Source organism: Okibacterium sp. HSC-33S16 (assembly GCF_024171565.1).
In the GTDB taxonomy this organism is placed as follows: Bacteria; Actinomycetota; Actinomycetes; order Actinomycetales; family Microbacteriaceae; genus Mycetocola_A.
The window spans coordinates 829,095-852,982 of record NZ_JALJZZ010000001.1 but is presented as its reverse complement, the minus strand read 5'-3'; the positions used below and the strand labels follow the sequence as shown (position 1 = coordinate 852,982).

The 23,888-nt window shown below is 62.8% G+C and carries 23 protein-coding genes and 1 pseudogene; 12 read left to right on the top strand and 12 right to left on the bottom strand.

The window, feature by feature from the left end; translation table 11 throughout:
- Window positions 1-6: 6 nt before the first annotated feature.
- From L1277_RS04155 to L1277_RS04145, 3 genes are all read left to right on the top strand, one after another.
- Window positions 7-1,011 (top strand): beta-ketoacyl-ACP synthase III, encoded by a 1,005-nt coding sequence (locus tag L1277_RS04155; protein WP_253375062.1) that lies wholly within the window; start codon window positions 7-9, stop codon window positions 1,009-1,011.
- An 83-nt stretch (window positions 1,012-1,094) separates the two neighbouring features.
- Window positions 1,095-1,343: an acyl carrier protein gene (locus tag L1277_RS04150; RefSeq protein ID WP_108391126.1), complete on the top strand. Its 249-nt coding sequence runs from the start codon at window positions 1,095-1,097 to the stop codon at window positions 1,341-1,343.
- 119 nt (window positions 1,344-1,462) lie between these two features.
- On the top strand, window positions 1,463-2,698 hold the full coding sequence (locus L1277_RS04145) for a beta-ketoacyl synthase (protein WP_253375061.1): 1,236 nt from the start codon (window positions 1,463-1,465) through the stop codon (window positions 2,696-2,698).
- 154 nt (window positions 2,699-2,852) lie between these two features.
- Here the strand turns inward: L1277_RS04145 and L1277_RS04140 are convergent, their stop codons facing one another.
- Window positions 2,853-3,356: a DUF3145 domain-containing protein gene (locus L1277_RS04140; RefSeq protein WP_253375060.1), complete on the bottom strand. Its 504-nt coding sequence runs from the start codon at window positions 3,354-3,356 to the stop codon at window positions 2,853-2,855.
- A gap of 210 nt (window positions 3,357-3,566) precedes the next feature.
- Between L1277_RS04140 and L1277_RS04135 the strand changes: the two genes are divergently transcribed.
- The 3 genes from L1277_RS04135 to L1277_RS04125 are packed head-to-tail and all read left to right on the top strand — an operon-like array spanning window position 3,567 to window position 7,226.
- Complete coding sequence (locus L1277_RS04135) at window positions 3,567-4,145, top strand: PadR family transcriptional regulator (RefSeq protein WP_253375059.1); 579 nt, start codon at window positions 3,567-3,569, stop codon at window positions 4,143-4,145.
- 33 nt (window positions 4,146-4,178) lie between these two features.
- Window positions 4,179-4,709: a DUF488 family protein gene (locus L1277_RS04130; protein ID WP_253375058.1), complete on the top strand. Its 531-nt coding sequence runs from the start codon at window positions 4,179-4,181 to the stop codon at window positions 4,707-4,709.
- Window positions 4,710-4,712: 3 nt separating this feature from the next.
- On the top strand, window positions 4,713-7,226 hold the full coding sequence (locus tag L1277_RS04125; protein WP_253375057.1) for an ATP-dependent DNA ligase: 2,514 nt from the start codon (window positions 4,713-4,715) through the stop codon (window positions 7,224-7,226).
- A 10-nt stretch (window positions 7,227-7,236) separates the two neighbouring features.
- Here L1277_RS04125 and L1277_RS04120 read toward each other — a convergent pair whose 3' ends face one another.
- The 6 genes from L1277_RS04120 to L1277_RS04095 form a co-directional block, all read right to left on the bottom strand.
- On the bottom strand, window positions 7,237-7,638 hold the full coding sequence (locus tag L1277_RS04120; RefSeq protein ID WP_253375056.1) for a four-helix bundle copper-binding protein: 402 nt from the start codon (window positions 7,636-7,638) through the stop codon (window positions 7,237-7,239).
- A 127-nt stretch (window positions 7,639-7,765) separates the two neighbouring features.
- Window positions 7,766-8,872 (bottom strand): Gfo/Idh/MocA family protein, encoded by a 1,107-nt coding sequence (locus L1277_RS04115; protein ID WP_253375055.1) that lies wholly within the window; start codon window positions 8,870-8,872, stop codon window positions 7,766-7,768.
- Entirely contained in the window at window positions 8,857-9,555 is a 699-nt protein-coding gene (locus tag L1277_RS04110) for a ThuA domain-containing protein (RefSeq protein ID WP_253375054.1), read from the bottom strand. The genes L1277_RS04115 and L1277_RS04110 overlap by 16 nt, the downstream gene beginning before the upstream one ends.
- Before the next feature lie 21 nt (window positions 9,556-9,576).
- Complete coding sequence (locus L1277_RS04105; protein WP_253375053.1) at window positions 9,577-10,464, bottom strand: carbohydrate ABC transporter permease; 888 nt, start codon at window positions 10,462-10,464, stop codon at window positions 9,577-9,579.
- A gap of 1 nt (window position 10,465) precedes the next feature.
- Entirely contained in the window at window positions 10,466-11,398 is a 933-nt protein-coding gene (locus tag L1277_RS04100; protein WP_253375052.1) for a carbohydrate ABC transporter permease, read from the bottom strand.
- Complete coding sequence (locus tag L1277_RS04095; protein ID WP_253375051.1) at window positions 11,395-12,729, bottom strand: extracellular solute-binding protein; 1,335 nt, start codon at window positions 12,727-12,729, stop codon at window positions 11,395-11,397. Before L1277_RS04095 ends, L1277_RS04100 begins: the two co-directional genes overlap by 4 nt.
- A 217-nt stretch (window positions 12,730-12,946) precedes the next feature.
- Here L1277_RS04095 and L1277_RS04090 point away from each other — a divergent pair, with 217 nt between their 5' ends.
- Window positions 12,947-13,978, top strand: coding sequence for a LacI family DNA-binding transcriptional regulator (locus L1277_RS04090; RefSeq protein WP_253375050.1), 1,032 nt, complete (start codon window positions 12,947-12,949; stop codon window positions 13,976-13,978).
- Window positions 13,979-14,002: 24 nt separating this feature from the next.
- On the opposite strand, the gene L1277_RS04085 is transcribed toward L1277_RS04090, so the two are convergent.
- Together L1277_RS04085 and L1277_RS04080 are read right to left on the bottom strand one after the other, a co-directional pair.
- Window positions 14,003-15,079, bottom strand: coding sequence for a DNA polymerase IV (locus tag L1277_RS04085; RefSeq protein WP_253375049.1), 1,077 nt, complete (start codon window positions 15,077-15,079; stop codon window positions 14,003-14,005).
- Window positions 15,080-15,269: 190 nt separating this feature from the next.
- Complete coding sequence (locus tag L1277_RS04080) at window positions 15,270-15,746, bottom strand: PPOX class F420-dependent oxidoreductase (protein WP_253375048.1); 477 nt, start codon at window positions 15,744-15,746, stop codon at window positions 15,270-15,272.
- Between the two features lie 189 nt (window positions 15,747-15,935).
- Here L1277_RS04080 and L1277_RS15575 point away from each other — a divergent pair, with 189 nt between their 5' ends.
- The 3 genes from L1277_RS15575 (at window position 15,936) to L1277_RS15570 (ending at window position 18,078) form a co-directional block, all read left to right on the top strand.
- On the top strand, window positions 15,936-16,727 hold the full coding sequence (locus tag L1277_RS15575) for a LacI family DNA-binding transcriptional regulator (RefSeq protein WP_308215076.1): 792 nt from the start codon (window positions 15,936-15,938) through the stop codon (window positions 16,725-16,727).
- A gap of 235 nt (window positions 16,728-16,962) precedes the next feature.
- Window positions 16,963-17,757, top strand: coding sequence for a hemerythrin domain-containing protein (locus tag L1277_RS04065; protein WP_253375047.1), 795 nt, complete (start codon window positions 16,963-16,965; stop codon window positions 17,755-17,757).
- A gap of 195 nt (window positions 17,758-17,952) precedes the next feature.
- Complete coding sequence (locus L1277_RS15570; RefSeq protein WP_256481337.1) at window positions 17,953-18,078, top strand: hypothetical protein; 126 nt, start codon at window positions 17,953-17,955, stop codon at window positions 18,076-18,078.
- Between the two features lie 216 nt (window positions 18,079-18,294).
- On the opposite strand, the pseudogene L1277_RS04060 reads toward L1277_RS15570, so the two are convergent.
- Window positions 18,295-19,342: pseudogene (locus L1277_RS04060) on the bottom strand (NAD(P)-dependent alcohol dehydrogenase).
- Between the two features lie 476 nt (window positions 19,343-19,818).
- On the opposite strand from L1277_RS04060, the gene L1277_RS04055 reads away from it, so the two are divergent.
- Window positions 19,819-20,718 (top strand): hypothetical protein, encoded by a 900-nt coding sequence (locus L1277_RS04055; RefSeq protein WP_253375046.1) that lies wholly within the window; start codon window positions 19,819-19,821, stop codon window positions 20,716-20,718.
- 97 nt (window positions 20,719-20,815) lie between these two features.
- On the opposite strand, the gene L1277_RS04050 is transcribed toward L1277_RS04055, so the two are convergent.
- Both L1277_RS04050 and L1277_RS04045 read right to left on the bottom strand, forming a co-directional pair.
- Complete coding sequence (locus tag L1277_RS04050; protein WP_253375045.1) at window positions 20,816-21,034, bottom strand: multicopper oxidase domain-containing protein; 219 nt, start codon at window positions 21,032-21,034, stop codon at window positions 20,816-20,818.
- Between the two features lie 89 nt (window positions 21,035-21,123).
- Complete coding sequence (locus L1277_RS04045) at window positions 21,124-21,546, bottom strand: four-helix bundle copper-binding protein (protein WP_253375044.1); 423 nt, start codon at window positions 21,544-21,546, stop codon at window positions 21,124-21,126.
- Between the two features lie 200 nt (window positions 21,547-21,746).
- Here L1277_RS04045 and L1277_RS04040 point away from each other — a divergent pair, with 200 nt between their 5' ends.
- Window positions 21,747-23,681, top strand: coding sequence for a heavy metal translocating P-type ATPase (locus L1277_RS04040; RefSeq protein ID WP_253375043.1), 1,935 nt, complete (start codon window positions 21,747-21,749; stop codon window positions 23,679-23,681).
- The last annotated feature ends 207 nt before the right edge of the window (window positions 23,682-23,888 follow it).

Sequence of the window (23,888 nt, the reverse complement as noted above, 5' to 3'; positions counted from 1 at the left end):
AGACGAATGACCAGACCTACCCTCAACCAATCCCAGGGCCCCGCCTTCACCCGCATTTTGGGAATGGGCGCAGCTCGCGGTGACGTTTCGGTTCCCAACGACGATTTGATTGGACCGATCAACTCGTCGGACGAGTGGATTCGCCAGCGCACCGGGATTATCGAGCGCACGCGCGCCAGCCAGGATGTTCTCGCCGTCGATCTGGCCTCGGACGCCGCGAAGGACGCGATCGCCGCTTCGGGCGTTGACCCCGCCGAGATCGACGCCGTCATCATCGCGACCATCAGCAACATTCAGCAGACCCCGTCCATGGCGGCCGTGGTTGCCGACCGCGTCGGCGCGAATCCCGCTGCTGCCTACGACGTCAATGCGGCATGCGCCGGATACCCCTACGCCATCGCCCAGGCCGACTCGCTCATCCGCACCGGTGTCGCGAAGTACGCGCTGGTGATCGGTGCTGAGAAGCTGTCGGACGTCGTCGACCCCGAAGACCGCTCAATTTCGTTCCTGCTCGGCGACGGCGCAGGCGCTGCAGTCATCGGCCCCAGCGAGTTCCCCGGAATCTCCCCCACCGTGTGGGGATCTGACGGATCGAAGGCCGGTGCTGTCGGAATGAACGCCACCCTTCAGGAGTACCGTCGCGGCGAAGCGCCGTGGCCGACCTTGCGTCAGGAAGGCCAGACCGTATTCCGCTGGGCTGTCTGGGACATGGCGAAGGTCGCGAAGGAAGCGCTCGAGAAAGCCGGTGTCACCCCAGATCAGCTTGCCGCGTTTGTTCCGCACCAGGCCAACATGCGCATCATCGACGAGTTCGCCAAGCAACTGAAGCTGCCGGAGAGCGTCGTGATCGCTCGCGATATCGCCACCACCGGCAACACAAGCGCCGCGTCGATTCCGCTCGCCATGCACCGACTGCTCCAGGAACACCCGGAGGTCTCGGGCGGACTCGCGCTGCAGATCGGCTTCGGAGCCGGGCTGGTTTTCGCAGCCCAGGTCGTCGTCCTCCCCTAACCACACCCCTCGGTTGCCCGGTTCGGGCGCACCAACCCCAATAGACTGTTTGACGGTCAATCGATACTCAAGGAGATAACACCATGGCACTGTCCACTGAAGAAGTCCTCGCCGGCCTGGCCGAGCTCGTGAACGACGAGACCGGAATTGCTGCAGATACCGTCGAGCTCGACAAGTCCTTCACGGACGACCTCGACATCGACTCGATCTCGATGATGACCATCGTTGTCAACGCAGAAGAGAAGTTCGACGTGAAGATCCCGGACGAGGAAGTCAAGAACCTCAAGACCGTCGGCGACGCCGTCGACTTCATCGTCAAAGCACAGGGCTAAATTCCCTGCGTCGATGAGGACCGGGTTGCGGTTACCCCACTACCCGGTCCCTCATCACGCTCCACGAGCCATCTATGTATCGCTTGTATCGCTGACCAGCACTCAGAGAGTTTCATCGAATGACCAAAAGAATTGTCGTCACAGGAATTGGTGCGTCGTCACCGATCGGTGGCACGGCCCAAGAATCCTGGGACAACCTCCTTGCTGGCGCTTCCGGCGTCCGTACCCTCGAGCAGGAATGGGTAGCGAAATATGAGCTGCCCATCACTATCGCCGGGCAGGCCGCCGTCAAACCCACGGATGTGCTCCCCCGCATCGAAACCAAGCGGCTCGACCCATCGAGCCAGTTCGCACTGATCGCGGCGCGCGAAGCCTGGGCTGACGCAGGCTCCCCCGAGGTCGATCCAGAGCGCCTCGGCGTCGACTGGGCAACCGGAATCGGTGGAGTATGGACGCTCCTCGACGCGTGGGACACCCTGCGCGAACGCGGCCCACGCCGTGTCCTTCCGATGACCGTTCCCATGCTCATGCCCAACGGCCCGGCCGCTGCGATCGGAATGGACCTCGGCGCACGCGCCGGCGAACGCACCGTTGTGTCCGCTTGCGCGTCGAGCACCGAGTCGATCGCCAACGCGTTTGAACACCTGCAGGCCGGCCTCGCCGACGTCATCATCGCCGGTGGTTCGGAAGCGGCGATCCACCCGCTCCCGATCGCGTCATTCGCTGCCATGCAGGCACTGTCCAAGCGACTGGACGACCCGGCAACGGCCTCTCGCCCCTACGACGTCTCCCGGGACGGGTTCGTTCTTGGTGAAGGTGGCGCAGCTCTCGTCCTTGAGACCCTCGAGCACGCCCAAGCTCGTGGCGCACGCATCTACGCCGAGGTGCTTGGCGGCGCTGTGACCAGCGACGCGTACCACATCACCGCTCCTGACCCCGAAGGATCGGCCGCTGCTCGAGCGATGATCGCCGCCGTCGAGAACGCGGGACTCACGCTCACCGATGTGGTGCACGTGAACGCCCACGCAACCTCGACCCCGGTCGGAGATATCGCCGAGTACAACGCGCTGCGTCGCGTCTTCGGCGACCACCTCGACTCAATCTCGGTCAGTGCCACGAAGGCATCGACAGGGCACCTCCTCGGAGGCGCCGGCGCCATTGAGGCGCTCTTCACGGTCAAGGCCCTGCACGAGCGGGTCGCCCCACCGACCATCAACCTCGAGAACCAGGACCCCGAGATTGCGCTCGACGTCGTCACGTCGCCGCGCGAGCTTGGATCCGGCGATTTGCTGGCAATCAGCAACTCCTTCGGCTTCGGCGGTCACAACGCCGTCGCCGCGTTCAAAACCTTCTAAGGTCGACACACCAACAGAACCCCGCACGGCGCTGGCCGTGCGGGGTTCTGTGTCGTTACCGGACCAGTCGGTTTCACTGTCCGCACCGGCCGGGAATGCTCACCGACCTGCACAGAGTGCCACCGCAGCTGGCCCCGGGCTTGTGTAGCGGTGCTTACCCGACCTTATGCAGCCAGATCACGCTCGAGTCATCGGACGCATACCGGAACGGCTCGAGCTCGTCATCCCAGGCCTGGCCAAGCGCCACGCGCAACTCGCGCTGCAACTCGGCCGAATTCGACCCGGCCACATCCATCGCGTAGCGGATGCGGTCTTCGGGCACAACAACGTTGCCAGCGCTATCGGTCTGGGCGTAGAAAATGCCGAGGTCAGGCGTGTGCAGCCACCGACCACCATCCGAGCCGGCACTCGGGTCTTCGGTCACCTCGAATCGCAAGTGCTCCCATCCGCGCAGTGAAGACGCGAGAGCAGCACCGGTTCCCTGCGGGCCTTCCCAGTAGTATTCGGCCCGTTGGGCACCCTTGAGTACCGGCTGGTCTTCCCACGAGAAATTCACGGCACGACCAAGAGCGCGACCGGCCGCCCACTCAACGTGCGGGCACAGCGCGCGCGGTGAGGAGTGAACCAAAATCACTCCCCGTGCGACAGATGCCACCATGTTCTCCTCCTTGTTCTCGTGGTACGTCTTCCCCAACGACCGCGATTCAAGTGAGATGCAGCATCCGTTATTCAATTTTTCGGCGGAACGCCGTCGGTGTCATTATGCCCCAAATAGCACACAAACAACAACGATGTAATGATGAACGGTCGGCGTGTCCTGCGATAACTCTATACTGGGTAGAGATTCTCTACAGGACCGAGGAGCCCCATGGCGGTGAAGGATGCGATCCTGGCGATCCTCTCCCTCGGCTCGGCCTACGGCCTGCAGCTGCGTGACGAACTGGTCCGACGGGCACCGCACCGCGCGGGCGTCAACGTCGGCCAGGTGTACTCCACCCTCGATCGGCTCATGAGGGCCGGGCTCATCGTGTCGGACGACGTGACCGATGACAACCTCCCGCTCTACGCATTGACGCCGGCCGGACGCCAGCAGGTCGACGACTGGTTCGCCGTTCCGATCGATCCTGATGTCAAAAACTGGCCAGACATGGCCGACCAGGTTCTCGTGGCATCGAGCATCCCGGGGATGGAGTGGGCCGGAGTGCTGTCCCGCCAGCAGGACGCGTGGGAATCGAAAGCGGATGCTGTCGCGAACGTTTCCGACGACGGCACTCCGACCGTGCAGCGCACGCTGGCACTTTCCGCCGACAGGCACGTAGCCCAGGCCGCGCTCGATTGGTTGCGCGACACCTCGACAGAGCTGACGACCGGAGGCGATCCGGGGCTGCCGCTTCGCCGCATCCGTCCGCAACGTGGCAGACGACCGGGGCCCGTGTCGAGGCCTTGAAACCGGTGTCAACGCGTCGATACGCTGCCGAGCATGCAACATGTTTTCACCGTTGGGCACTCCACCCATCCGTTCGATGAGTTCGTTGAGATGCTCAGCGGGCACGGAGTGACCCTCGTGGCCGATGTGCGAACCGTGCCCAAGTCGCGTCACAACCCACAGTTCGCCGGCGATGAGCTTCAGCGAACCCTGCCCGAGCGGTCAATCGGATACCAGCACCTCTCGGCACTCGGCGGGCTGCGACGGCCGACTCGTGACTCCGTCAACGCGGGGTGGAACAACTCCTCGTTCCGGGGCTACGCCGACTACATGCAGACCGAGCAGTTCAGCGACGGGCTCGCCGAACTGATCGCCCTCACAGCCGACGACACTGTGGCCATCATGTGCGCTGAGGCGGTGCCCTGGCGCTGCCACCGCTCCCTGATCGGCGATGCGCTTCTCGTGCGGGACTTCGAGGTCGACGACATCATGAGCGCGTCCAGTGCTCGCCCGCACACCCTCACCCGGTTTGCCCGGGCGGACGGCCTGACGCTGACCTATCCCCCGATCGACGAGGAAGAGTAGGGCATGGCAGCGGCGAAGGGAGACCGTCAGGTTGTGAGTGTCGACGGGCGGCGCATTACACTGACCAATCTCACCAAGGTGCTCTACCCCGAGACCGGCACGACCAAGGCCGATGTCCTGCGCTACTACGCCGAGATTGCCGATGTGATGATCGCGTACACGGCCCAGCGCCCCGCCACCCGCAAACGCTGGGTACACGGCGTCGGGACGCCGGACGAGCCGGGCGAAGTGTTCTATCAGAAGAACCTCGACCCCTCCTCGACTCCGGACTGGGTGGCCCGCCGCGAGATCGAACACAGTAGCCACAACAATGAGTATCCGCTCGTAAACGACCGGGCGACCCTGACCTGGCTGGCCCAAATCGCGGCACTCGAGATCCACGTGCCGCAATGGCAATTCGAACGCACCGGTGGAGCACGCAATCCCGACCGCCTCGTGCTCGACCTCGACCCGGGGCCGGGCCTGAGCCTCGTTGAGTGTGCCCACGTCGCCTTCCTGGCGCGCGACATCCTCACGGGGATGGGCCTTGACCCGCATCCGGTGACGAGCGGCAGCAAGGGCATCCACCTCTACTCTGCGCTCGACGGATCGCTCACAAGCGACCAGGTCTCTGAGGTGGCCCACGAGCTGGCTCGGGCCCTCGAGGCCGACCACCCCGACCTCATCGTCAGCGATATGAAGAAGACCCTGCGACTCGGCAAGGTCCTCATTGACTGGAGCCAGAACAACCGCGCTAAGACAACGATCGCGCCGTACTCGCTCCGCGGGCAATTTACGCCGACCGTCGCGGCACCGCGCACCTGGGAGGAGCTTGAAGACCCGGATCTCGCGCAACTCGACTTTGAGGAGGTCCTGGACCGCGTGTCCGGGCGCGGGGACCTGCTGGCTCCGCTCGCGGCGTCACGAACCGCCGCACTCGAACCCACCCCCGAGCACATGGCTCGGTTCGACAGCACACCGGCGGCACAGGACCGACTGTCGAAGTACCGCAGTATGCGAGACGGCGCCAAGACGCCCGAGCCGGTGCCCGACGAGGCGGCGGCCCTGACGAGCGGAAACTCCTTCGTCATTCAGGAACACCACGCACGTCGGTTGCACTACGACTTCCGACTGGAACACGAGGGCGTCCTCGTCTCGTGGGCCGTTCCGAAAGGGCCGCCGCTGGCCGGAACCGACAACCACCTCGCCGTGCAGACCGAGGATCATCCTCTCGAGTACGGCACGTTCGAGGGACGCATCCCGGCTGGCGAGTATGGTGCAGGCGAGGTGACCATCTGGGACGCGGGTACCTTCGAACTGGAGAAGTGGCGCGAGGGAAAAGAAGTAATCGCAACGCTGACCGGTCGACCCGACGGCGGACTCGGTGGTGTCCCTCGGAAGTACGCGCTCATCCATACGCGCCGACCGGGCGCGGAGAACAACTGGCTCATCCATCTGATGGATGGGACGGCCAAGAAAAACAGCCCACAGCATCCGTCATCGTCATCGGCCGGTCCGACGAAGCAACTCGCGGAATCGGGGAAGAACCGTCGCTCATCAATTGCGGCGCCGACCACGCCGATCGGCAGGCCACTCATCGAACCCATGCTCGCCGCGGCGGGTGGGGCTCGTGATATCGACGACGAGCACGACTGGGCGTTCGAGATGAAGTGGGACGGATACCGTGCCGTGGTCTATGTCGATGACGGCACAGTTCGCCTTCTCAGCCGCAACGGCAACGACCTCACTGACACCTTTCCGGAACTCGTACAGCCGCTGCGGGATGCGGTCGGGGCGACGTCAGCAGTGCTCGATGGTGAAGTCGTGGCGCTCGACCGGCACGGACGCCCGAGCTTCCATTTGCTGCAATCGCGCGCGGGCCTCAGTGAGGACGAATCGGCCGCGCGCTCGGCGAGCATTGAGCTCATGCTCTTCGACCTGCTCGAGCTTGAGGGCCACGACATCACCGGTGACGACTACGACGTACGCCGGGCAGCGCTCGAGAAGGTGGTGTCGCCGGCCGGGCCGATTCGGGTTCCACCGGAGTTCGACGGCGACTTCGAAGCCGCACGGTCCTCAAGCGAGCAGCTCAGCCTGGAGGGCATCGTTGCGAAGGAGCGCGACAGCCCATACCTGCCGGGCAAGCGGTCGCGGTCGTGGATCAAAGTGAAGCACGAGAAGATGCAGGAGGTCGTGATCGTGGGGTGGCGGCCCGGCGCGGGCAATGCGACCAACGCGGTGGGGTCGCTCATTCTCGGAATTCCGGATGAGCGTGGCATCCGGTACGCCGGTCGGGTGGGAACGGGCTTCACCGACCGTGACCGCCGCGCGTGGGTGAAGAAATTCGCCCCGATGGCGCTCGACGCTCCCCCGGTGCACGATGCGCCGAGTGAGGAACTCTCCCGGGCGAAATGGATTCGCCCTGAGCTGGTGGGCGAGGTCACATTCCTGCAGTGGACGTCGACCGGTGCGCTCCGTCACTCGTCGTGGCGCGGGTGGCGCCCAGACAAGACCCCCGAGGACGTTCGGGTCGAGTAGCCGCGACGCGTCAGACGTCGAGCAGTTGCTGGCAGGCCGCCTCGCAGCGCCGGCAGGCATCGGCGCACACTCGACAGTGGCTGTGCCGCTCAGCATGCCGCTCACACTCCTCGGCCGCCAGCGCGCTCGCCGCCCGGCACGCCGCTAAGAGAGCCCGACGCAGGTTGGCGTCATACGCGGGGTGTCGCGACAGGACTTTCGCGGTCGTTCCGGCGACATCGGCACAATCCAGCGCGGCACGGATGTTTTCAGCCAGGTCAGCAAGGTCGGGTTCAGACAGGCACGCTTCCGCACACGCCGTCGCGGTTTGGGCGCACTCAATACATGCTTCGATGCACTCGGCCAGCGCGGCCCGATCAATGTGCGGCAGCGGCTTTGGATAGGCCCTCAACATGGTTGTTGTATAACTCATCGCTCGCCCCTTTGTTCGCGGTGCGACGATGCTTCGCCACGGCAGGGGTGTCGCACGTGCCCCCTCGTCCTCCCAGATTAGGGTGACGAGGGCGCACGCGCTAGTGCGTGGTAGCCGGGCCCCGGTGTCAGGCTCGAACGCTGAGCTCCGTCAGCGGAACAACCGCCGGACGGTTACAGGTGCTCTCGATGACCACGGACTGTCCCGAATGCGCAGACCGAAGCAGCGACTCCATGACATCAAGCGCGTGGAAGGCGAGCTGCCCGCTCGCGCGCGGCTCAGTATCCGTTTCGGTCACTGCGAGGTCCTGAATGCCGACACCCCGACCGGCGTCGACGTACCCGGCCGACGTGGGCAACGTCTCCCACTCGGTGGAGCCGAGAGCGCGCAGTTCAACATCGCCGTCGAACCGGTTAGGGTCCGGCACGATCAGAGAACCGGTCTCGCCGTGGACCTCGATGTTGGCCGAGCGGGTGGCAACGGCGTCGAAACTCATCACGAGGGTCGAGAGGGCTCCCGACTCGTGGACGAGCACTCCGGTGACGTGGGTGTCGGTGGTGACCGGGATGGCCTCGCCCTCGCGTGGTCCGGAGCCGATCGTGCGGGTGCCGCGGGTGTGACTTGCCGCTCCGATCACCGAGGCAACCGGACCCAGCAGGTTGATGAGCGTCGACACGTAGTACGGGCCCATGTCGAGCAGGGGTCCACCGCCAGGCAGGTAGTAAAAATCGGGGTTCGGGTGCCAGCGCTCGTGGCCTGGCGTGACCATCGTCGCCGTTGCGGAGATCGGTCGCCCGATCAGGCCGTCATCGATCGCACGACGTGCCGTCTGGATGCCAGTGCCAAGGACAGTGTCGGGAGCGCAGCCCAACGTCAGACCGGCCTCAGCCGCTGCGGCGAGCACCGCGGCGGCCTGCTCGGAGTCGGCCGCGAGCGGCTTCTCGCCGTACACCAGCTTGCCCGCGGAGATCGCCTGGAGTGCGACCTGTGCGTGGGCGGCCGGAATGGTGAGGTTGAGCACGAGCTGCACCTCGTCATCGGCCATCAGCTCATCAACACTCAGCGACCGGACACCAGGGTTCTCGGCCGCGACCGCGTCTGCCCGGGAGCGGTCGAGGTCAGCAACCGCGACCAGCCGAACAGCGTCGAGCTTCGGGAAGGTCTCGAGGTAGGCGCCGATGATGAAGCCGCAGCCAACGATTCCGACGTTCAGTGGTTCTACCGGCTTGCCCACAGCATGCCCCTTTCGATGAGAGTGCGCACGTTTTCGTTTTGGAGGACGTCAACCGAGTGTCCCGGGGTGGCGACAAAGATACGCCCATTGCCCCACTGCCGCGTCCACACCGCCGGTGACACGACCGGCCGGGTCCACGCATCGAACTCGCGGGCCGGCAGCGTTGTCGTCGCCAACACGTCGATGTAGTCGTCGTTCAGCACCCAGTACTGCTCGGTCATCAGGTCGAAGTCAGAAATGCCCTCGGTGATCGGGTGGGACCGGGCAGCCTCGGTCATTTCGATCCGGTAGGGAAGGAAGTTGTCGGACGCGTCGCCGACCCGCTCGTCAGGGTGTTTGCCCGGGTGGCAGGCGAACTGTCCGCCGATGAGGTGCAGGTAGTCCGAGTTGTTGCGATACGAATCCGCAATTCCCCCGTGCCAGCCGGCCATGCCCGTGCCGGCTTCGATCGCGGCGCGCAGTCCGAGGAACTCCTCTTTCTCGATCGTGTTCATGGTGTTGCACTGCACGATGAGATCAACGGTCGCCATGTAGTCAGCGTCCGCATAAATGGCCGGGCTCTCCTCGATACGCACTGAAAATCCTGACGATTCGAGGTGCGGAATGAATAGGTTGGTGGCTTCGACGGGTTGGTGCCCGTCCCAGCCGCCTCGAACCACGAGAGCGGTGCGGTCAGTTGTCATGTGTTTCTTCCTAGCTGGTTGTTACTTGCTGAACCCGGCCGTCAGACCCGCGAGAAGCTGGCGACGACCGATGATATAGAGGACAAGAATGGGCAATGTGGTCAGAACGACGCAGGCGAGGACGGCCGGCACGTTGACGCTGAACTCCCCCTGGAAGTTCCATAGCGCGAGCGGCAACACCCGCAGTTCGGGGCTCTGGGTCAGAACGAGCGGCAACAGGAATCCGTTCCAGACGCCAAGGCCGTTGTAGATCCCAACCGTGACGAGGGCGGGTTTCGTCAACGGCAGGGCAAGACGCCACAGGGTCTGCCATTCGCTGCAGCCGTCGAGGCGCATCGACTCGAACAGCTCATTGGGAACATCGCGAATGAAGTTCGACAGAATCAACACGCTGAGCGGAATGGCAAAGGCGATCGACGGCAGGATGATGGCCAGCAGGCTGTCGTACAGGCTCAGTCGAATGATGATGAGGTACACCGGGATGATCGTCGCCTGCAGCGGAATCGCCAGTCCCATCAGAAACAGGGCGTTGACGCCCTTGAGGAACCGTCCGCGTCCTCGAACGATGGCGAACGCCGCCATAAACGACACGATCAGGGTCGGTACGACGGCACCGAGGGTGATGATCGCGCTGTTGAGGAAGTACCGGGCGAAGTCCGCCTCGAGCACCATCACGTAGTTGTGGAGGGTCGGTTCGGTCGGTATCGCGAGCGGGTTCTGTGCGAAGTAGTTGGCTTGCGTCTTCAGGCTCGTAATGACGACGTAGTAGATCGGGATGATGATGATCGCGAGCCAGATCCACCCCGCGATTCCGCCCGGGAGGTTGAGGTGCCGCAGTCGCTTTTTCGATCGAGCGGATGCTGCGGGGAGCGTTTTCGACGGTTGCACCGTCGCTGTTGTGGTCGTCATGTCACATCCCGTCAAGCTGCGAGCTGGATTTGTCCGTGCCGCCGAGCCGCTGGAGGAACAGCGCCAGTGCAAGGCCGATTACCACGAGGATCACGGCGATGACGCTGGCTGGTCCCATGAGGTTCGCCCGGAACCCGAGCAGGTACATGTCCAGCGGAAGGATGCGTGTGGCGTTCGCCGGGCCTCCGCCGGTGAGCACGAAGATCAGGTCGAAGTAGGTCAGCGCGCCGACGGTCATCAGCGTGGACGAGGTGATGATCGTGTACTTGAGCTGTGGAATCGTGATGAAGAAGAACTGCTTCACCCTCCCGGCACCGTCGATCTCCGCTGCCTCATAGATGGAGCGAGGGATCTGCCGCACACCGCCTTGGTAGATCAACGTGTGAAACGGGATGAACTGCCAGGCGATGATGAAGATCACCACACTAAAGGCCAGTTGCGGGTTACCCAACCAGTCCTGCGAGAGGAACGGTAAGCCCAGTCCTGCTCCCAGTCCGAAGTTCGGGTCAAGCAGCGCTTTGTAAGCAACCGCAATGGCCGCCGATGAGAGCAGCAAGGGAAGGAAGTACAGCACGGCGAGAACAGCGCGGTACTTCTGGGTTCCAGCCGTGAATACTCCGAGCAGCAGGCTCAGCGGGGTTTGCACCAGCCACGACAGCACCATAACCGCGAGCGTCAGCCACAGCGCGTGGTACATGTCCGGATCGGTCAGCATCTCCGCCCAGTTGGCGAATCCCGCGGGTGTGATGGCACCGATACCGTCCCAGTTGGTGAAGCTGAGAATGAGAACCCCGGCAAGTGGAATCACCGCGAACGCGATGAAGAAGACGAGCGCCGGGATCGCCAACCAGGCGATTCGTCCCGTCTTCCCGCTCGCGACGCTAGCCGACTCCTCCCGCGACTGTCGTCGCCGGTCGACGAATGTTGCGGTCATTTGCCAAGAGTCTCGTTCATGTTCTGAGCGAACTTCTCGGGTGTGATCGACAGCACAAACAACTGATCGATGTTGTTGAGTAGCGCTTCAGCCGCGGTCGGGCTCAGGGCCTGGTCCCAGGACTGCTGGAACGCAGGCGCATTGGCACCGAGCTCATAGACGTGACTGAGGAAGTCGCTCTCTTCAGTTTCCTTGATCTGGTCTTCGATGCCGTTGACGACCGGCACTGCGCCGGTCTCGATGAACGCAGCAACCTCGTCATCGTTAGACAGCGACTCGGTGAAGTACTTCTTCGCTGCCGATTTCTCCTCATCGGAGGCCTTCGACGAGATCGAAAGGTAGTTGCAGGGATTCCCGACCGCGTTCTTGGGATCACCGACTCCCCCTTCGACGGCCGGGAACGGTACCCAACCGAGTTTGCCGTCCTGCACGAATCCGCCACCGTCGTTCTTCATACCGCCGTAGGTCCACGACCCGTGAAGCATCATGGCCGCCTTGCCGGTGTACAACAGCGCCTGGTCAGCGTTGCTGTCTGCGGTGATCGAGTTGAAGCCCTTGATGAAACCGTCCGCCTTGACCAGTTCCTGAATCTTGGTCAGCGCTTCGAGCGCCGCCGGGTGCGACCACGCGTCAGCCTTGCCGTTGAAGATATCCGTGAAGACCTCGGGTCCACCGACACGGTCGAACATGTACTGCAGCCACATCATCGACGTCCAACGAGATTGACCGCCGAGCGAGAACGGCGCAATACCGGCATCGTTGAACGTCTTGACCAGGCTCATCACGTCGGACCAAGTGGCAGGCGGCTCTGCCCCAACCTGCTTGAACAGTTCCTTGTTGTAGAAGAAGACGACCGGCTGCACAGCCTGAATCGGGATCGCGTAGATCTTGCCGTCCACCGTTGCCGCGCCGAAGGCACCAGCGAAGAGCCGGTCCTTGACGTCGGGGTTCTCCTCGAACCAGCTGGTGAGGTCCTCAACCTGGCCCGCATCGGCATAGGACTTGAGAGTTCCACCGCCCCAGCCGTAGATCATGGTCGGAGCTTGGCCGGCACCGATCGCTGTTTTGATTTTGGTCTTGTACGCGTCGTTCTGGAAGAACGTGAGCTTGAGCGGTGTTTTCGGATTCTTCTTGTTGAAGGCGTCTACCGAGTTTTTACGGATGGTTTCGTTGGGATCGCCGGACAGTGCCCACATTGATGCCCCGCCCGCGGCTGCGCCACCGCCACCGGGGCCAGTTGTACCGCATGAAGTGAGGCCCCACGTCAGCAGGGGCGCGGCAATCGCCAGCGAGATGAACGTGCGACGAGACGGAGTTGCCTTGGTTTCCATGTCTATCTCCATTGATAAATGACCGGTATCTGTCGACAGAAAGAAAATTCTTTTCTTCCGATAAGTTTCGCAATTCTGTCGCGATTGGGATCAAATGTAGCGAGCGACAACAAAACTAGTCAAGGGAATTTGCGAAGTAGCGGTCGATCGCCGCCGAAATGGGGCATGCTGGAGTCGAAACTTTTCGAGAGCGGCCCTCACAGAATCCAGGTTTTCGATGAAATCATCCGCCAAGCCGGTGCTGGCCACGGTAGCTGCCCTGGCCGGGGTGTCGACGCCGACCGTGTCAAAGGTGATCAACGGTCGCGACGATGTCGCCGAGAGCACGCGGCTTCGAGTGCAGTCTGCGCTCGATGAGCTCGGCTACCGCTCGCCGGCGCAGAGGCGGAGCCGCCTAACCGGACCTGCGATGGTCGACCTCGTCATCGGCGTCCATGACGGCGCTTACTCGATGGAAATACTCCACGGCATTCTCGACTACGCAGCGAACGGCGAGGTTGATGTCGTCGTCAGCAGCCACACACCGAACAAACTCGCGCGCGTCGACCACGAGGACTGGGCACAGCGTATGCAGGAGTCCGGGCGGACGGGAATCATTTTCGTGACGTCTGAAGTGACAAGTGCCCAAGTGCTAGCTTTTTCACGACGCGGCATCGCTGTCATGGTCATCGATCCGCTGAACTCACCGCCGTCCGGCGATTTCGCCAGCGTCGGGGCGACCAACTGGGCGGGTGGCAAAGCAGCAACCGAACACTTGCTCGCGCTCGACCATGAGCGCATAGCATTTTTCGGTGGCCCTGCCGCGGCAGAATGCAGCGTGGCACGGTTGCACGGCTACCTTGCCGCTCTGATGAGTCGTGGCATCGCCGCGCGTTCCGACTACATCACCGACGGTGCTTTCACGCGCGAGTCGGGAGCTGAAGCGACCCGCCGCGTGCTTTCACTGCCCGAGCCACCGACCGCCATCTTCGCGGCCAGCGACACGATTGCCCTGGGCGTGCTTGAGGTGGCACGTGAACGCGGGCTTCGCGTGCCGGACGACTTGAGTCTGGTCGGATTCGACGGTACTCCCCTGGCCGAACAAACGCTCCCCCGACTGACATCAGTAGCTCAGCCGCTGCAGGAGATGGGACGAGCCGCCCTGCGTGGAGTGTTGCGGCTGTCCCATGGCGAGCAACTCGATGCCACGCACATGGAACTGGCCACCGAACTCGTTGTGCGCGATTCGACCGCCCAGCTCCGCTCGTAATCGCCCACAACCCCTCGAGCCACGTCACCATCCACTTCGGGTTGGAGTATGCCCCTCTCGCGCTTCGGCCGGCATCGACATCTCCGCGCGAAAGCCTAAAAGCCGAATTGGGCGGTCTTCGACCTTCTTGAGGAGTTCCATTGCTCGTTCGAGCACTGCCTCTCGGTCCTGCGTTTCCGCAATCTTTCTGGTGAATACCTTGGTGGTGAACGGAACGTAGCGAACCTTGAGGGTGATACCGATAACGGGCCGCCCCTCTGCCGCAACATCTTCGAAAACACGGTTGACCAGTTCACGTGTTTGTTCTGCGACCTCTGTGGGCGTCATGAGGTCCAGCTGGTAGGTCGTCTCACGGCTATGCCCTCGCGCCACCCAGGGAGTGTCGTCCACAACACTGGCACCTTCACCGCGACCAAGTTGCTGATACCACGGACCCATTTTCGGTCCGAACTCGGTCACCAGATCCTGCACGTCAGCGTGCGCCAGGTCACTGACAGATGTGATTCCCAGTGTCGTCAGTCGGCGGGAAACCTTCGGTCCGACTCCCCACAACTCGCGCGTAGGCAAACCCCCCATCACCTCGCTCCAGTTTTCTGCGGTCAAACGAAAGACCCCCCGCGGCTTTCCGAAGCCAGTGGCAACCTTGGCGCGCACCAGAGTGTCTCCAATTCCGACGCTGCAGTGCAGTTGGGTGCGCTCAAGAATGGCCCGCTGGATCGCTCGAGCGTAGGACTCGGGGTCCTCCTCAACGATTCCCACAAACGCCTCATCCCAACCGAGCACCTGCACGACCGCCCCTGGCTGCTCACGGAGGCTGGCCATGACTTCGTGCGATGCGGCCGTGTAGGTTTCCGCGTCAACGGGCAGGATCACCGCATCGGGGACCTTTCGCGCGGCGATCCGCAATGGCATGCCAGAGCCCACACCAAACGCCCGTGCTTCGTACGAGGCGGTCGAGACGACCGCTCGCTCCGTCGGATCGCCTCGGCCGCCAACGATCACCGGCTTGCCCGCAAGCTCGGGCCGCCGAAGGATCTCAACAGCAGCGATGAACTGGTCGAGATCGACATGCAATACCCATGCTTTGGGCCCGGTATACATGCGACCAGTTTGATTGGGCACAGCGGGTTTGCATAGAGCGGATAGAGCAGACGGGTGAATACGAGTCCCCGCACATGAGGATGACTGTCATCCCATCGCGGCTCCGGTTCGAGTCACATCGACGGCACGCTCAACCTCAGCACCGCGTTCAGCTTGGTGCAGCGCTCTTCTGGCTACTGCATTCTCGCTACTACGAGTCGAGTCGCGACGCGACGTCCGCCGGGAAACCACCGGTCGCGATTGGCCCCCAACGACTCGGAGTGATCCGTATCAGCGATTTATCCTGAATCTTCATGGCAGCGCGGTACTCCTCCCAATCCGGATGCTCGCCAGCGATACACCGAAAGTAGTCAACGAGCCCATCGGCTGCCTCGGGCATGTGCAGGACTTCCGCATCACCATCCACTTGAACCCACGGGCCATCCCACTCGTCGGAGAAGATAACGACCGATGTGCGCGGATTCCGGGCAGCATTCCGCGTTTTGCTTCGAGCCGGATAGGTGGAGATAACGATCCGCCCGTGAGCATCTACTCCTCCTGTGACCGGAGACATCTGCGGTCTCCCATCCGCACGGGTCGTTGCGAGCAGCATCCGGTGACGAGGTCGGATGAAGTCGAGGAGGTTGTCGCGGTCGACGGACGTTGAAGTTGCAATGGTTCGCGCCATTCCCTGACTATATCGCCGCCATGCTGCAGGCCTGCCCGCACAGGTCGCTCCAGGCGACACAACAGGCCCCAAGTTTGACACTCTCGCAGAGCTTCCCACCGGAGTGCCGACCCACCGCCCTCACCGGCTCCTTCCCTTTCGAGGTGGTGGGGGTTGCGTTGACACCATCATCTGCACATTATTGGAGTCATGAAGGTGGCTATCGAGGATCCAATTCCGCCCGCGCTGCTCTTGGTCCGTGATTTTGTCAACACTGTCGAGTGGCAGATCGATAATGATAGTTGGCAGGATCCGTCTGACCTGGCCGGCTGGTGTACGAACAAGCTCGGTTGGCAAGGACATGACCTGAACGCGGATGACCTGGATTTGGCTAAGCGCCTGCGCGAAGGGCTGCGCTCAGTCTTGTTGATGCACGCGGGCCACTACCCTTTCGCGAAACCTCTCGAAGAGCTCAACGACGCACTGCGCCGCCTCCCGCTTCGAATGAGTTTCGACGACGGCGGAGCGTTCAGTCTTTCGGCGGCTGGCGCTTCCGGCATTGCGCCGGCCCTCACTCCCGTGCTTAGTGCTGTTGAGGCCGCCCGTGCAGACGGAAACTGGACAAGGCTCAAGGCATGCTCACGAGACACGTGCAGGTGGGCTTATTGGGACAACTCACGAAACCAGTCAGGTCGGTGGTGCTCGATGGCCGGCTGTGGTAACTACATCAAGATGCGTCGACGTAACGGATACGACGTGGAGGCAGGCGAGGACACTATCGCAGTTTCGGGGACGAGAGTTCCGACCATGGTCGACGTCGCCGGACTCGCCGGAGTGTCCATCAAGACCGTTTCCAATGTCGTGACCGGTTCGGTCAATGTTGCAGAGGCAACCCGCTCACGCGTCACCGCCGCGATCGAGGAACTCGACTACCGCCCCAACCTCGCCGCCCGCGCCCTCGCTGCAGGGCGCCCACGAAAGACCACGTCATCCGAACATTAAGATTTGCAGACATCCGTCCCTGAATGCCCAAGGACAACCCACGGTAACAAGCCCGCTGCTCTCATTCATGAATAGCTTGGGGAAGCTGGCGTAAGGGGCCATTCACGTCGGGATGCCTGCTTCGATGGGCAACCCCACCCCATATCAGAGCCGTCTCCCGGAGGCGAGAGGGGCGACGTCGAGAATGACGGGCGGTAAACTCGTCGAGTTTCGTTCACCGGGGAAGGGAATTACGATGAGGTCAGTCGCAGACCAGAGCATTGCGGAGTTGGGCGGGCGCGTCAGCGTTCTTACTCGACAGCGGGACGATCACGTCACCCTCGACAGTCTCCTGGAACGGCTCAGCACCACGGCGCCGAACCAGCAAAACCGTGTGCTCCTGGACATTTATCGTCTGGTGTTTCCGCATGCGTTCGCAGAAGAATCGGTGCTCTGGCCGGTTATGCGCCGGGTCCTGGAAGACGGCGAGGAACTCACTTTGCAGGTCGAGCGCGAGCATCAGGAGGTCAACGAACTGGTGACGCGCCTCGAGAGCCTGGACGCCCACTCCGTCGAGCGGGAGCCCATACTCGACCGCCTCATCGAGGTACTCCGTGAGGACGTGCGCGACGAGGAGGACGAACTCTTTCCTCGCCTCCAGACAAAGGTCTCGGTCTCCCAGCTGCGAATGCTCGGCCTCGCATGGGAAGTCGTTCGCCGCGTAGCTCCCACGCGCGCCCATCCAGTGGTTGCTCGGAGACCGCCCGGAAACGTGGTGGCGGCGCTTCCGCTATCGGTGCTGGATCGCGCCCGCGACCGAGTCGACATGCTGGTACACGGAGACGCAGGGAACTTCGACGCGTCGCTGCGCTCCCTGAGCGCGGCGCTGACGAGAGCCTCGCATGCGGTCGAGCATCTTCCCATCATGCGACGCGGTGAAGACCCGTCTACGCGCGTCGACCCCAAGCCGGGTGCCCCGTGGGGAGCGATCGCTCTGGGTATCGTCGCCACGGGTGTCGCAATTTTCGTGCTTGCGCGTCGCCGATCCTGACCGAGATTGCACCCCGCGCGCCAACCCTTCACACGACAGCGGACTGACTAGGAGCCAGACTCGGGATGACTCAGCCCGTTCTCCCACTCCAGATGAGTCTGATTCGCCACCCGTTACGCTTGAAGTGTTTCGCCGACGAAAGGATTCATTGTGTCCTCGAATGCCCAGCAGCCGCCGCGACATCGTGTACCCGGTGTGAATGAATCCTCGATTCCCGAGCTGGAAGTGGACGAGAACATCGCCCCTCGACCAGAGGAAGAGATCGCGGACGTGGTGCGCGCCACGCCAGACATCGAGGATCACCGGAAGCAATTGGAATAGGGGGTCGCTGCCCCTCCCCGTCATCGGCTTTGCTGGACCCGAACGACTTCGTCAGATGAGCGGTGGCGCTGTTCGATTGGGGAGTTCAGGCGCAGTGGTCGATCCGACGCGTGCAAAACTACTGAGCCGAAACAAGCTGTTCGCCAGGCGCCCGCGCTTCGAAATCATTTCAAGCGCGGCGTGATTCAACGGTTGCAGTCGTGCGCCATGCCCCGACTAGGGAACGATGACGGCTCTGCCCCGAATGCTGTTCGCTGCGAGGTCCTCGTAGGCTTTGGGACCATTCTCGAGGCTGTACGTCTCGGTCTGCACGTGGATCTTTCCGGCACGGGCGAGGTCGAGGACCTCAATCAGCTCGGAGCGGGGGTCCCCAATAGGGTATGCGCACAGCTGCGTCGAAGGCGATCGAGCCAAAGCCAAGGGTCATGGTGCCTCCGCCTATGCCGACAATGGTTACATCCGAATCGAGTGCGGCCACGCTCTGGGCAAGCGCCATTGTCGGGTTCGCTCCGACGAAGTCAAACACGGCGTTGGCACCGAGTCCCCCGGTGAGCTTCCGGATCCCCTCATCGGCGGTCGCATCGCTAATCAACACGTGATCAGCTCCGACCTCGGTGGCCAGCTTCAGCTTTTCATCGCTAACGTCAAGAGCGATCACTGTTGCGCCCGAGAGCGCCTTCAGGATCTGGATGCCCACGTGTCCGAGTCCGCCAGTGCCAATGACGACGGCGAAGGTTCCCGCGCCGAGCTTCGGCAGTGATCGCTTAATCGCGTGGTACGGGGTGAGGCCAGCGTCGGTGAGCGACACGTTTTGTACCGGATCGAGATCACCGAGCGGGACGAGGTGCCGGGCGTCGTCAACGATCATGTACTCAGCCATCGAACCCTGGCTGCCGAGCCCGGGAGGACGGATGCCCTCGGCGGCTGCATTCGTGCAGTAGTTCTCCATACCCATCGAGCAGTTGTGGCAACGGCCGCAGCCCCACGGCCCGTAGACAGCTACCGGGTCGCCGACTTTGAGCGTCGAGTCGACACCCTCGCCGAGCTCGTGAACGATGCCAGCGCCCTCGTGGCCGAGGGTCAACGGCAGCGGGTAGCTCTGCTCAAGGTAGTCCTTCTCGGGGAGGCTCATCACGTAGTCGTCGGAGTGGCAGACGCCCCCGGCTGTGACCTTGAGGAGCACCTGACCGGGTCCGGGCTTCGGGATAGGAATGTCGAGGACGACGGGAGGCTTGCCGATTTCGACGTAGCGCAGTGCTTTCATCAGGTTCTTCTTTCCTGCCGGATCGAAAGGTCTGCCGCGGAGTGCGGTAGGCACAGGAGCAGTCGATGCAGCTGGCTCAATTATGGGCGACGGTTGTCTACCCGCACAGGGGTGGCATGTTTAGTCGCAATCGGGCTAAGGCATCAAGACCTCGGTCGGCGACGCCGAGAGCGTTCGGTAGCAAGCGTCGGCTAAGTACATTCGGCAATCATCATCTCAAGCCGGAATGCAGCTAGTCGCCCACGCATCGGCGTTGGCGATTTGCTTGATCATCGGGGCGGGATGAGATTGACTCGGCTCATGAACGAGACCGGTCGGCCAAGCGAACCCCGCGACCAGCTGTGACGGGCACGACCGACACTCGCCCCCGATTGGTCAGGGTGCTCCCGCCACCGACTTCGCTGCGATCTGTGATCGCGCTGGTCCTGACCGCGATCGTTTTGTGGGCAACTCTGAATTTCGGTTTGAGGAGCACCGTGGTTCTGCTTCTCGCTGGGTGGGCGGGCCTGCCGCTATTGATCATCGCCCCCGTTCTTGCGGTGATTCTGATCTCGATTATCGTCTCCGTATGCACCGGTCGCCGGAACATCCCAGGCGCCATGCCCGCGGCCACCGTCGTAACGTTCATTGCCTTCGTCGGGCTGGGTATTGCGCTGTTTGACTTCGGCACAGTCCCGATGATTTGGGTCGAACCCGGTTTCGAGCTCGTGCACGTGTTGGTTGCGGTCCCTGCAGCACTGACACTCGGCCTGTTCCTTGTGACATGGCGGCTGCGGGTCGTCGGCGTGGTTGGCATCGCACTTCTGATCGGGGTCCTTGTTGTGATCACCACCTCAAACGGCCAGCACGTGAGTTCTTGGCAGGCCGAGCGGGAAGCGCTGGATGCACAGCAAGCGGCCGCGCAGGAGGACGCGAACTTTGAGGCCTACATCCAGAGCGGGACCTTTCCGATCGTCGCGGACCTTCCCGGTGGCACGATTTTCGGGGTCGTTTCCGACGGTGGGCCGCCTCGAACGCTTTCTACCACTGTCGACGGCGGAGTCGTGGAAGTCGTTATCGACCGGAACCCTATCCCCACGAATCCGGAGACTACGCCGTGCTGGTATATCTCCGCCCCCAATATGGGACTCGAACCCACAGACACGATGCAGGACTACGCAGCCTGGTGCGTCCAGGAGGGCGGGCTGTGGCGGTTAACCGACGGCACCGGCTACGCACGGATGGAAGGCGACAGCGTCATCGCGACGACGTCCGCGTCGACCGAGAACGTGCACCTGGCTGGCGGTGCTCGACCCGCGAGTCCCGAGGAGGTCTTGGAGGCTTGGGACTCGCTGCGACTTATGACCGAAGCCGAAGTTCGAAAGAGCAGGGAGTAAACGGCAATTGACTTGCCTGCTACGCGAAGTCGCCTCGCCGCCCTGACTCATTTCAGAGGGCCACTCCGGCTTAGCCGGGAAGCACGCTTGTCGCCAGTCAGCGACATAAAGCAACTCGTGACACGACGGACGTCCTGGTGGTGTCGCTGTTGCCCTCTGGCGAGACATGCAGGCCGTGCCCGTGAAGCTTTGTTGGGTGGTCAAGAGCGTTGTGCAGAGTGATATCCACCCGGTCCCCGGCCTTCATCCGGACCGTTGGCTCTGGGATGCCACCGTTGAAGCTCAAGGCGGTGGCCCTGCGGCCGACGATCTCCACCGTGCCCTCGGCGGCGTCCAGGCGACAATGCAAGCGTCCGTTGGTGCTGCGCAGATCCGGCCGTGCGACGAGAGCGCATGTTGTTGCTTCTACTCGGAGGATCCCCGGCCGAGGGAAGAGATCAGATCATTGCAGGCGGCTTCGCAGCGGCGGCATACTTCGGCGCAGACCCGGCAATGCTCGTGCATACCGGCGTGCTGTTCGCATTCATCAGCGCACGCCTTGCACGTCATCGCGCAGGTTTCGAGGACGGCTCTGGTGATGTTGGCGTCGTAGCCGGTGTGGCGGGAGAGCATCTTGCCGGTGGTAACGCAGACGTCGGCGCAGTCCAGGTTCGTGCGGATGCATTTGGTGAGTTCGGCGACCATGTCTTCGCTCAGGCACGCGTCTGCGCAGGCGGTACAGGTTTGTGCGCATTCGAAGCAAGCGGCGATACAGTCGGCCAGTCTTTGTCGGTCGATGTCGCCGAGGTCCTTCGGATAGGTTTCCAGCATTGAAGTAATGTGCGTCATCGTTCTACTCCTGTTCCATCGGCGAAATGAGTGCCGGCCGGTTACCGGCCTCAAAGTGACGGTAGCCTCCTTGTCCGAACCTGACTACCCCGCGCGTGACTGATAAGGGAATCTCCGAATGTCGGTTGTTCCACAACAAAGCGCTATGGAGATTCCTGATTCCTCGTGTGTCAAGACGACAATCAGTGAAGACTGATCCCATGTCAGGATTCCTTCACCTCGCACAGCGGTATTGGCCGGTCACGCTCACCGTTGCTGTGGGCGTCGCCGGTGTCGCGCTGGCGCTGACGGGCTCAGGCTGGCTTGTGCAATGGCTGTTCAGCGCCTATTCACTGGCGGTAGCTGCGTGGCAGGCCATGGGGATGGTGCGGGCATTGTTGCGTCGACAATTCGGACTGGACATCCTCGCGGTGACAGCAATCGTCTCTACTGTCCTCGTCGGCGAGTACATCGCGGCTTTGATCGTGGTTCTCATGCTGACAGGTGGCGAGGCACTCGAAGATTTCGCCAACCGCCGGGCCAAACGCGAGCTGGATGCGCTGCTCGACCGGGCGCCACAACTCGCGCATCGATCTGTTTCAGGAGGATACAGCGACCTACCGATCAACGAGGTCCGCGTGGGCGACGTGCTGCTCGTACGCCCCTCCGAGATCGTGCCGGTTGATGGAGTGTTGTTGTCCTCAGAGGCCACCCTCGACCAATCCTCCATCACGGGTGAGAGCATCCCGGTTCAGAAGCGGGCCGGAGACGCAGTGCTCAGTGGCGCCGTAAACGGGCAGGAGGCGGTGGAGATCCGGGCCACAGAGACAGCGTCGGCTAGCCAATACCAGCAGATCGTCGCCTTGGTTGCCCAAGCCGCCGAAAGCAAAGCACCGGTCGTCAGGCTCGCCGATCGGTACGCCGTGCCGTTCACGCTCTTTTCCCTGGCTCTGGGAGCGGTTGCCTGGTGGCTGAGTGGCGACCCGGTGCGCTTCGCCGAAGTGCTCGTGCTCGCCACCCCTTGCCCCTTGCTTATCGCAGCGCCCGTGGCCTTTATCGGAGGCATGAGCAGAGCCGCGCGCAACGGCGTCATCGTGAAGAGTGGTGGGGTGCTCGAACAACTGTCATCCGCTCGGACAGTTGTCTTCGACAAGACCGGCACCCTCACCTATGGGACACCAGCCCTCTCCGAAGTACGGGCGGAGCATCCGTTCACAGCGGACGAGGTGCTGACTTCCGTAGCGAGCGCCGAGCAGTATTCGTCGCATGTCCTTGCGGCGTCGATGATCGCTGCGGCCGAAAAGCGTGGACTGGAGCTTCATGAGGCCGAGTCGGCGCGAGAGGCCGCCACGAACGGCGTGGTCGCTCGTATTCAAGGCCGCGACGTGGTGGTCGGTAAATTCGCGTTCGTCGCCCAGCATGCTCCGAACGCGCGGCGCACGGAGATCGCACCCGGCGAGTTGGCTATCTATGTCGCGATCGGCGGGGTGTACGCCGGAGCGCTGCTCGCAAGCGACCGCCTGCGCGTGAACGCGAAAATCACGCTGCAACGGCTAGACGCGTTGGGTGTCAGGCAGTCCATGATGCTAACCGGCGATGCCGCCGAAACAGCACAACACATCGCATCGGAGCTGGGTATCACCCGGGTTCGCGCCGAGTGCCTGCCGGCGGACAAAGTCACCGAAGTGGGCAGCATCCCGGAGCGCCCGGTCATCATGGTCGGCGACGGCGTGAACGATGCGCCCGTACTTGCAGCGGCCGATGTCGGCATCGCTATGGGCGCCAAGGGTGCCACTGCGGCAAGCGAATCAGCGGATGCCGTCATACTTGTCGATGACATCTCGCGGGTCGCCGTCGCAGTCAGAATCGGACGGGACACCGTTCGGATCGCTTTACAGAGCATCTGGCTGGGCATTGCCATCTCGGTCCTGTTGATGATCATCGCGGCTTTCGGGCTGATTCCCGCGACTGCCGGGGCCCTGATCCAGGAGCTTGTCGACCTAGCGACGATCCTCGCTGCCCTGCGAGCGGTCGGAGGTCGGCTTGACCGGCGACAAGACGCGGTGAGCACCGCGCAAATGGATGAGAATCCGCTGGCGAACGCCGGCTCTTCCCCGGCCAACGCCGCTGAGCGGGCTGCCGACGGACCGTCTTGAGCGACCCGTGCGGCGGGTATTGCTGAGGCAGGTCCCGGCATCGAGCGCGAGGAGTCGCATCCGCTCCAGCGCCGAGGTCCCTATTCGTCTCACCCTTTTTTGGCGGTTGAAGAGGGACCTATCCCGGATCGCCGGGCACTGTGTCCGGTTTCTAGGTCTCTTGCCGAGGCGCGAGTTGCTCTGGCTCACCGGTCGCGGCAAGGATCG

Coding starts and splice junctions, on each gene's coding strand:
- L1277_RS04085 (WP_253375049.1), bottom strand. CDS start 15,079: ATGTATACCGGGCCCAAAGCATGGGTATTGCATGTCGATCTCGACCAG.
- L1277_RS04140 (WP_253375060.1), bottom strand. CDS start 3,356: ATGGTGGCATCTGTCGCACGGGGAGTGATTTTGGTTCACTCCTCACCG.
- L1277_RS04065 (WP_253375047.1), top strand. CDS start 16,963: ATGAGGTCAGTCGCAGACCAGAGCATTGCGGAGTTGGGCGGGCGCGTC.
- L1277_RS04045 (WP_253375044.1), bottom strand. CDS start 21,546: ATGACGCACATTACTTCAATGCTGGAAACCTATCCGAAGGACCTCGGC.
- L1277_RS04040 (WP_253375043.1), top strand. CDS start 21,747: ATGTCAGGATTCCTTCACCTCGCACAGCGGTATTGGCCGGTCACGCTC.
- L1277_RS15575 (WP_308215076.1), top strand. CDS start 15,936: ATGAAGGTGGCTATCGAGGATCCAATTCCGCCCGCGCTGCTCTTGGTC.
- L1277_RS04155 (WP_253375062.1), top strand. CDS start 7: ATGACCAGACCTACCCTCAACCAATCCCAGGGCCCCGCCTTCACCCGC.
- L1277_RS04135 (WP_253375059.1), top strand. CDS start 3,567: ATGGCGGTGAAGGATGCGATCCTGGCGATCCTCTCCCTCGGCTCGGCC.
- L1277_RS04095 (WP_253375051.1), bottom strand. CDS start 12,729: ATGGAAACCAAGGCAACTCCGTCTCGTCGCACGTTCATCTCGCTGGCG.
- L1277_RS04105 (WP_253375053.1), bottom strand. CDS start 10,464: ATGACGACCACAACAGCGACGGTGCAACCGTCGAAAACGCTCCCCGCA.
- L1277_RS04150 (WP_108391126.1), top strand. CDS start 1,095: ATGGCACTGTCCACTGAAGAAGTCCTCGCCGGCCTGGCCGAGCTCGTG.
- L1277_RS04090 (WP_253375050.1), top strand. CDS start 12,947: ATGAAATCATCCGCCAAGCCGGTGCTGGCCACGGTAGCTGCCCTGGCC.
- L1277_RS04100 (WP_253375052.1), bottom strand. CDS start 11,398: ATGACCGCAACATTCGTCGACCGGCGACGACAGTCGCGGGAGGAGTCG.
- L1277_RS04080 (WP_253375048.1), bottom strand. CDS start 15,746: ATGGCGCGAACCATTGCAACTTCAACGTCCGTCGACCGCGACAACCTC.
- L1277_RS04125 (WP_253375057.1), top strand. CDS start 4,713: ATGGCAGCGGCGAAGGGAGACCGTCAGGTTGTGAGTGTCGACGGGCGG.
- L1277_RS04145 (WP_253375061.1), top strand. CDS start 1,463: ATGACCAAAAGAATTGTCGTCACAGGAATTGGTGCGTCGTCACCGATC.
- L1277_RS04120 (WP_253375056.1), bottom strand. CDS start 7,638: ATGAGTTATACAACAACCATGTTGAGGGCCTATCCAAAGCCGCTGCCG.
- L1277_RS04110 (WP_253375054.1), bottom strand. CDS start 9,555: ATGACAACTGACCGCACCGCTCTCGTGGTTCGAGGCGGCTGGGACGGG.
- L1277_RS04130 (WP_253375058.1), top strand. CDS start 4,179: ATGCAACATGTTTTCACCGTTGGGCACTCCACCCATCCGTTCGATGAG.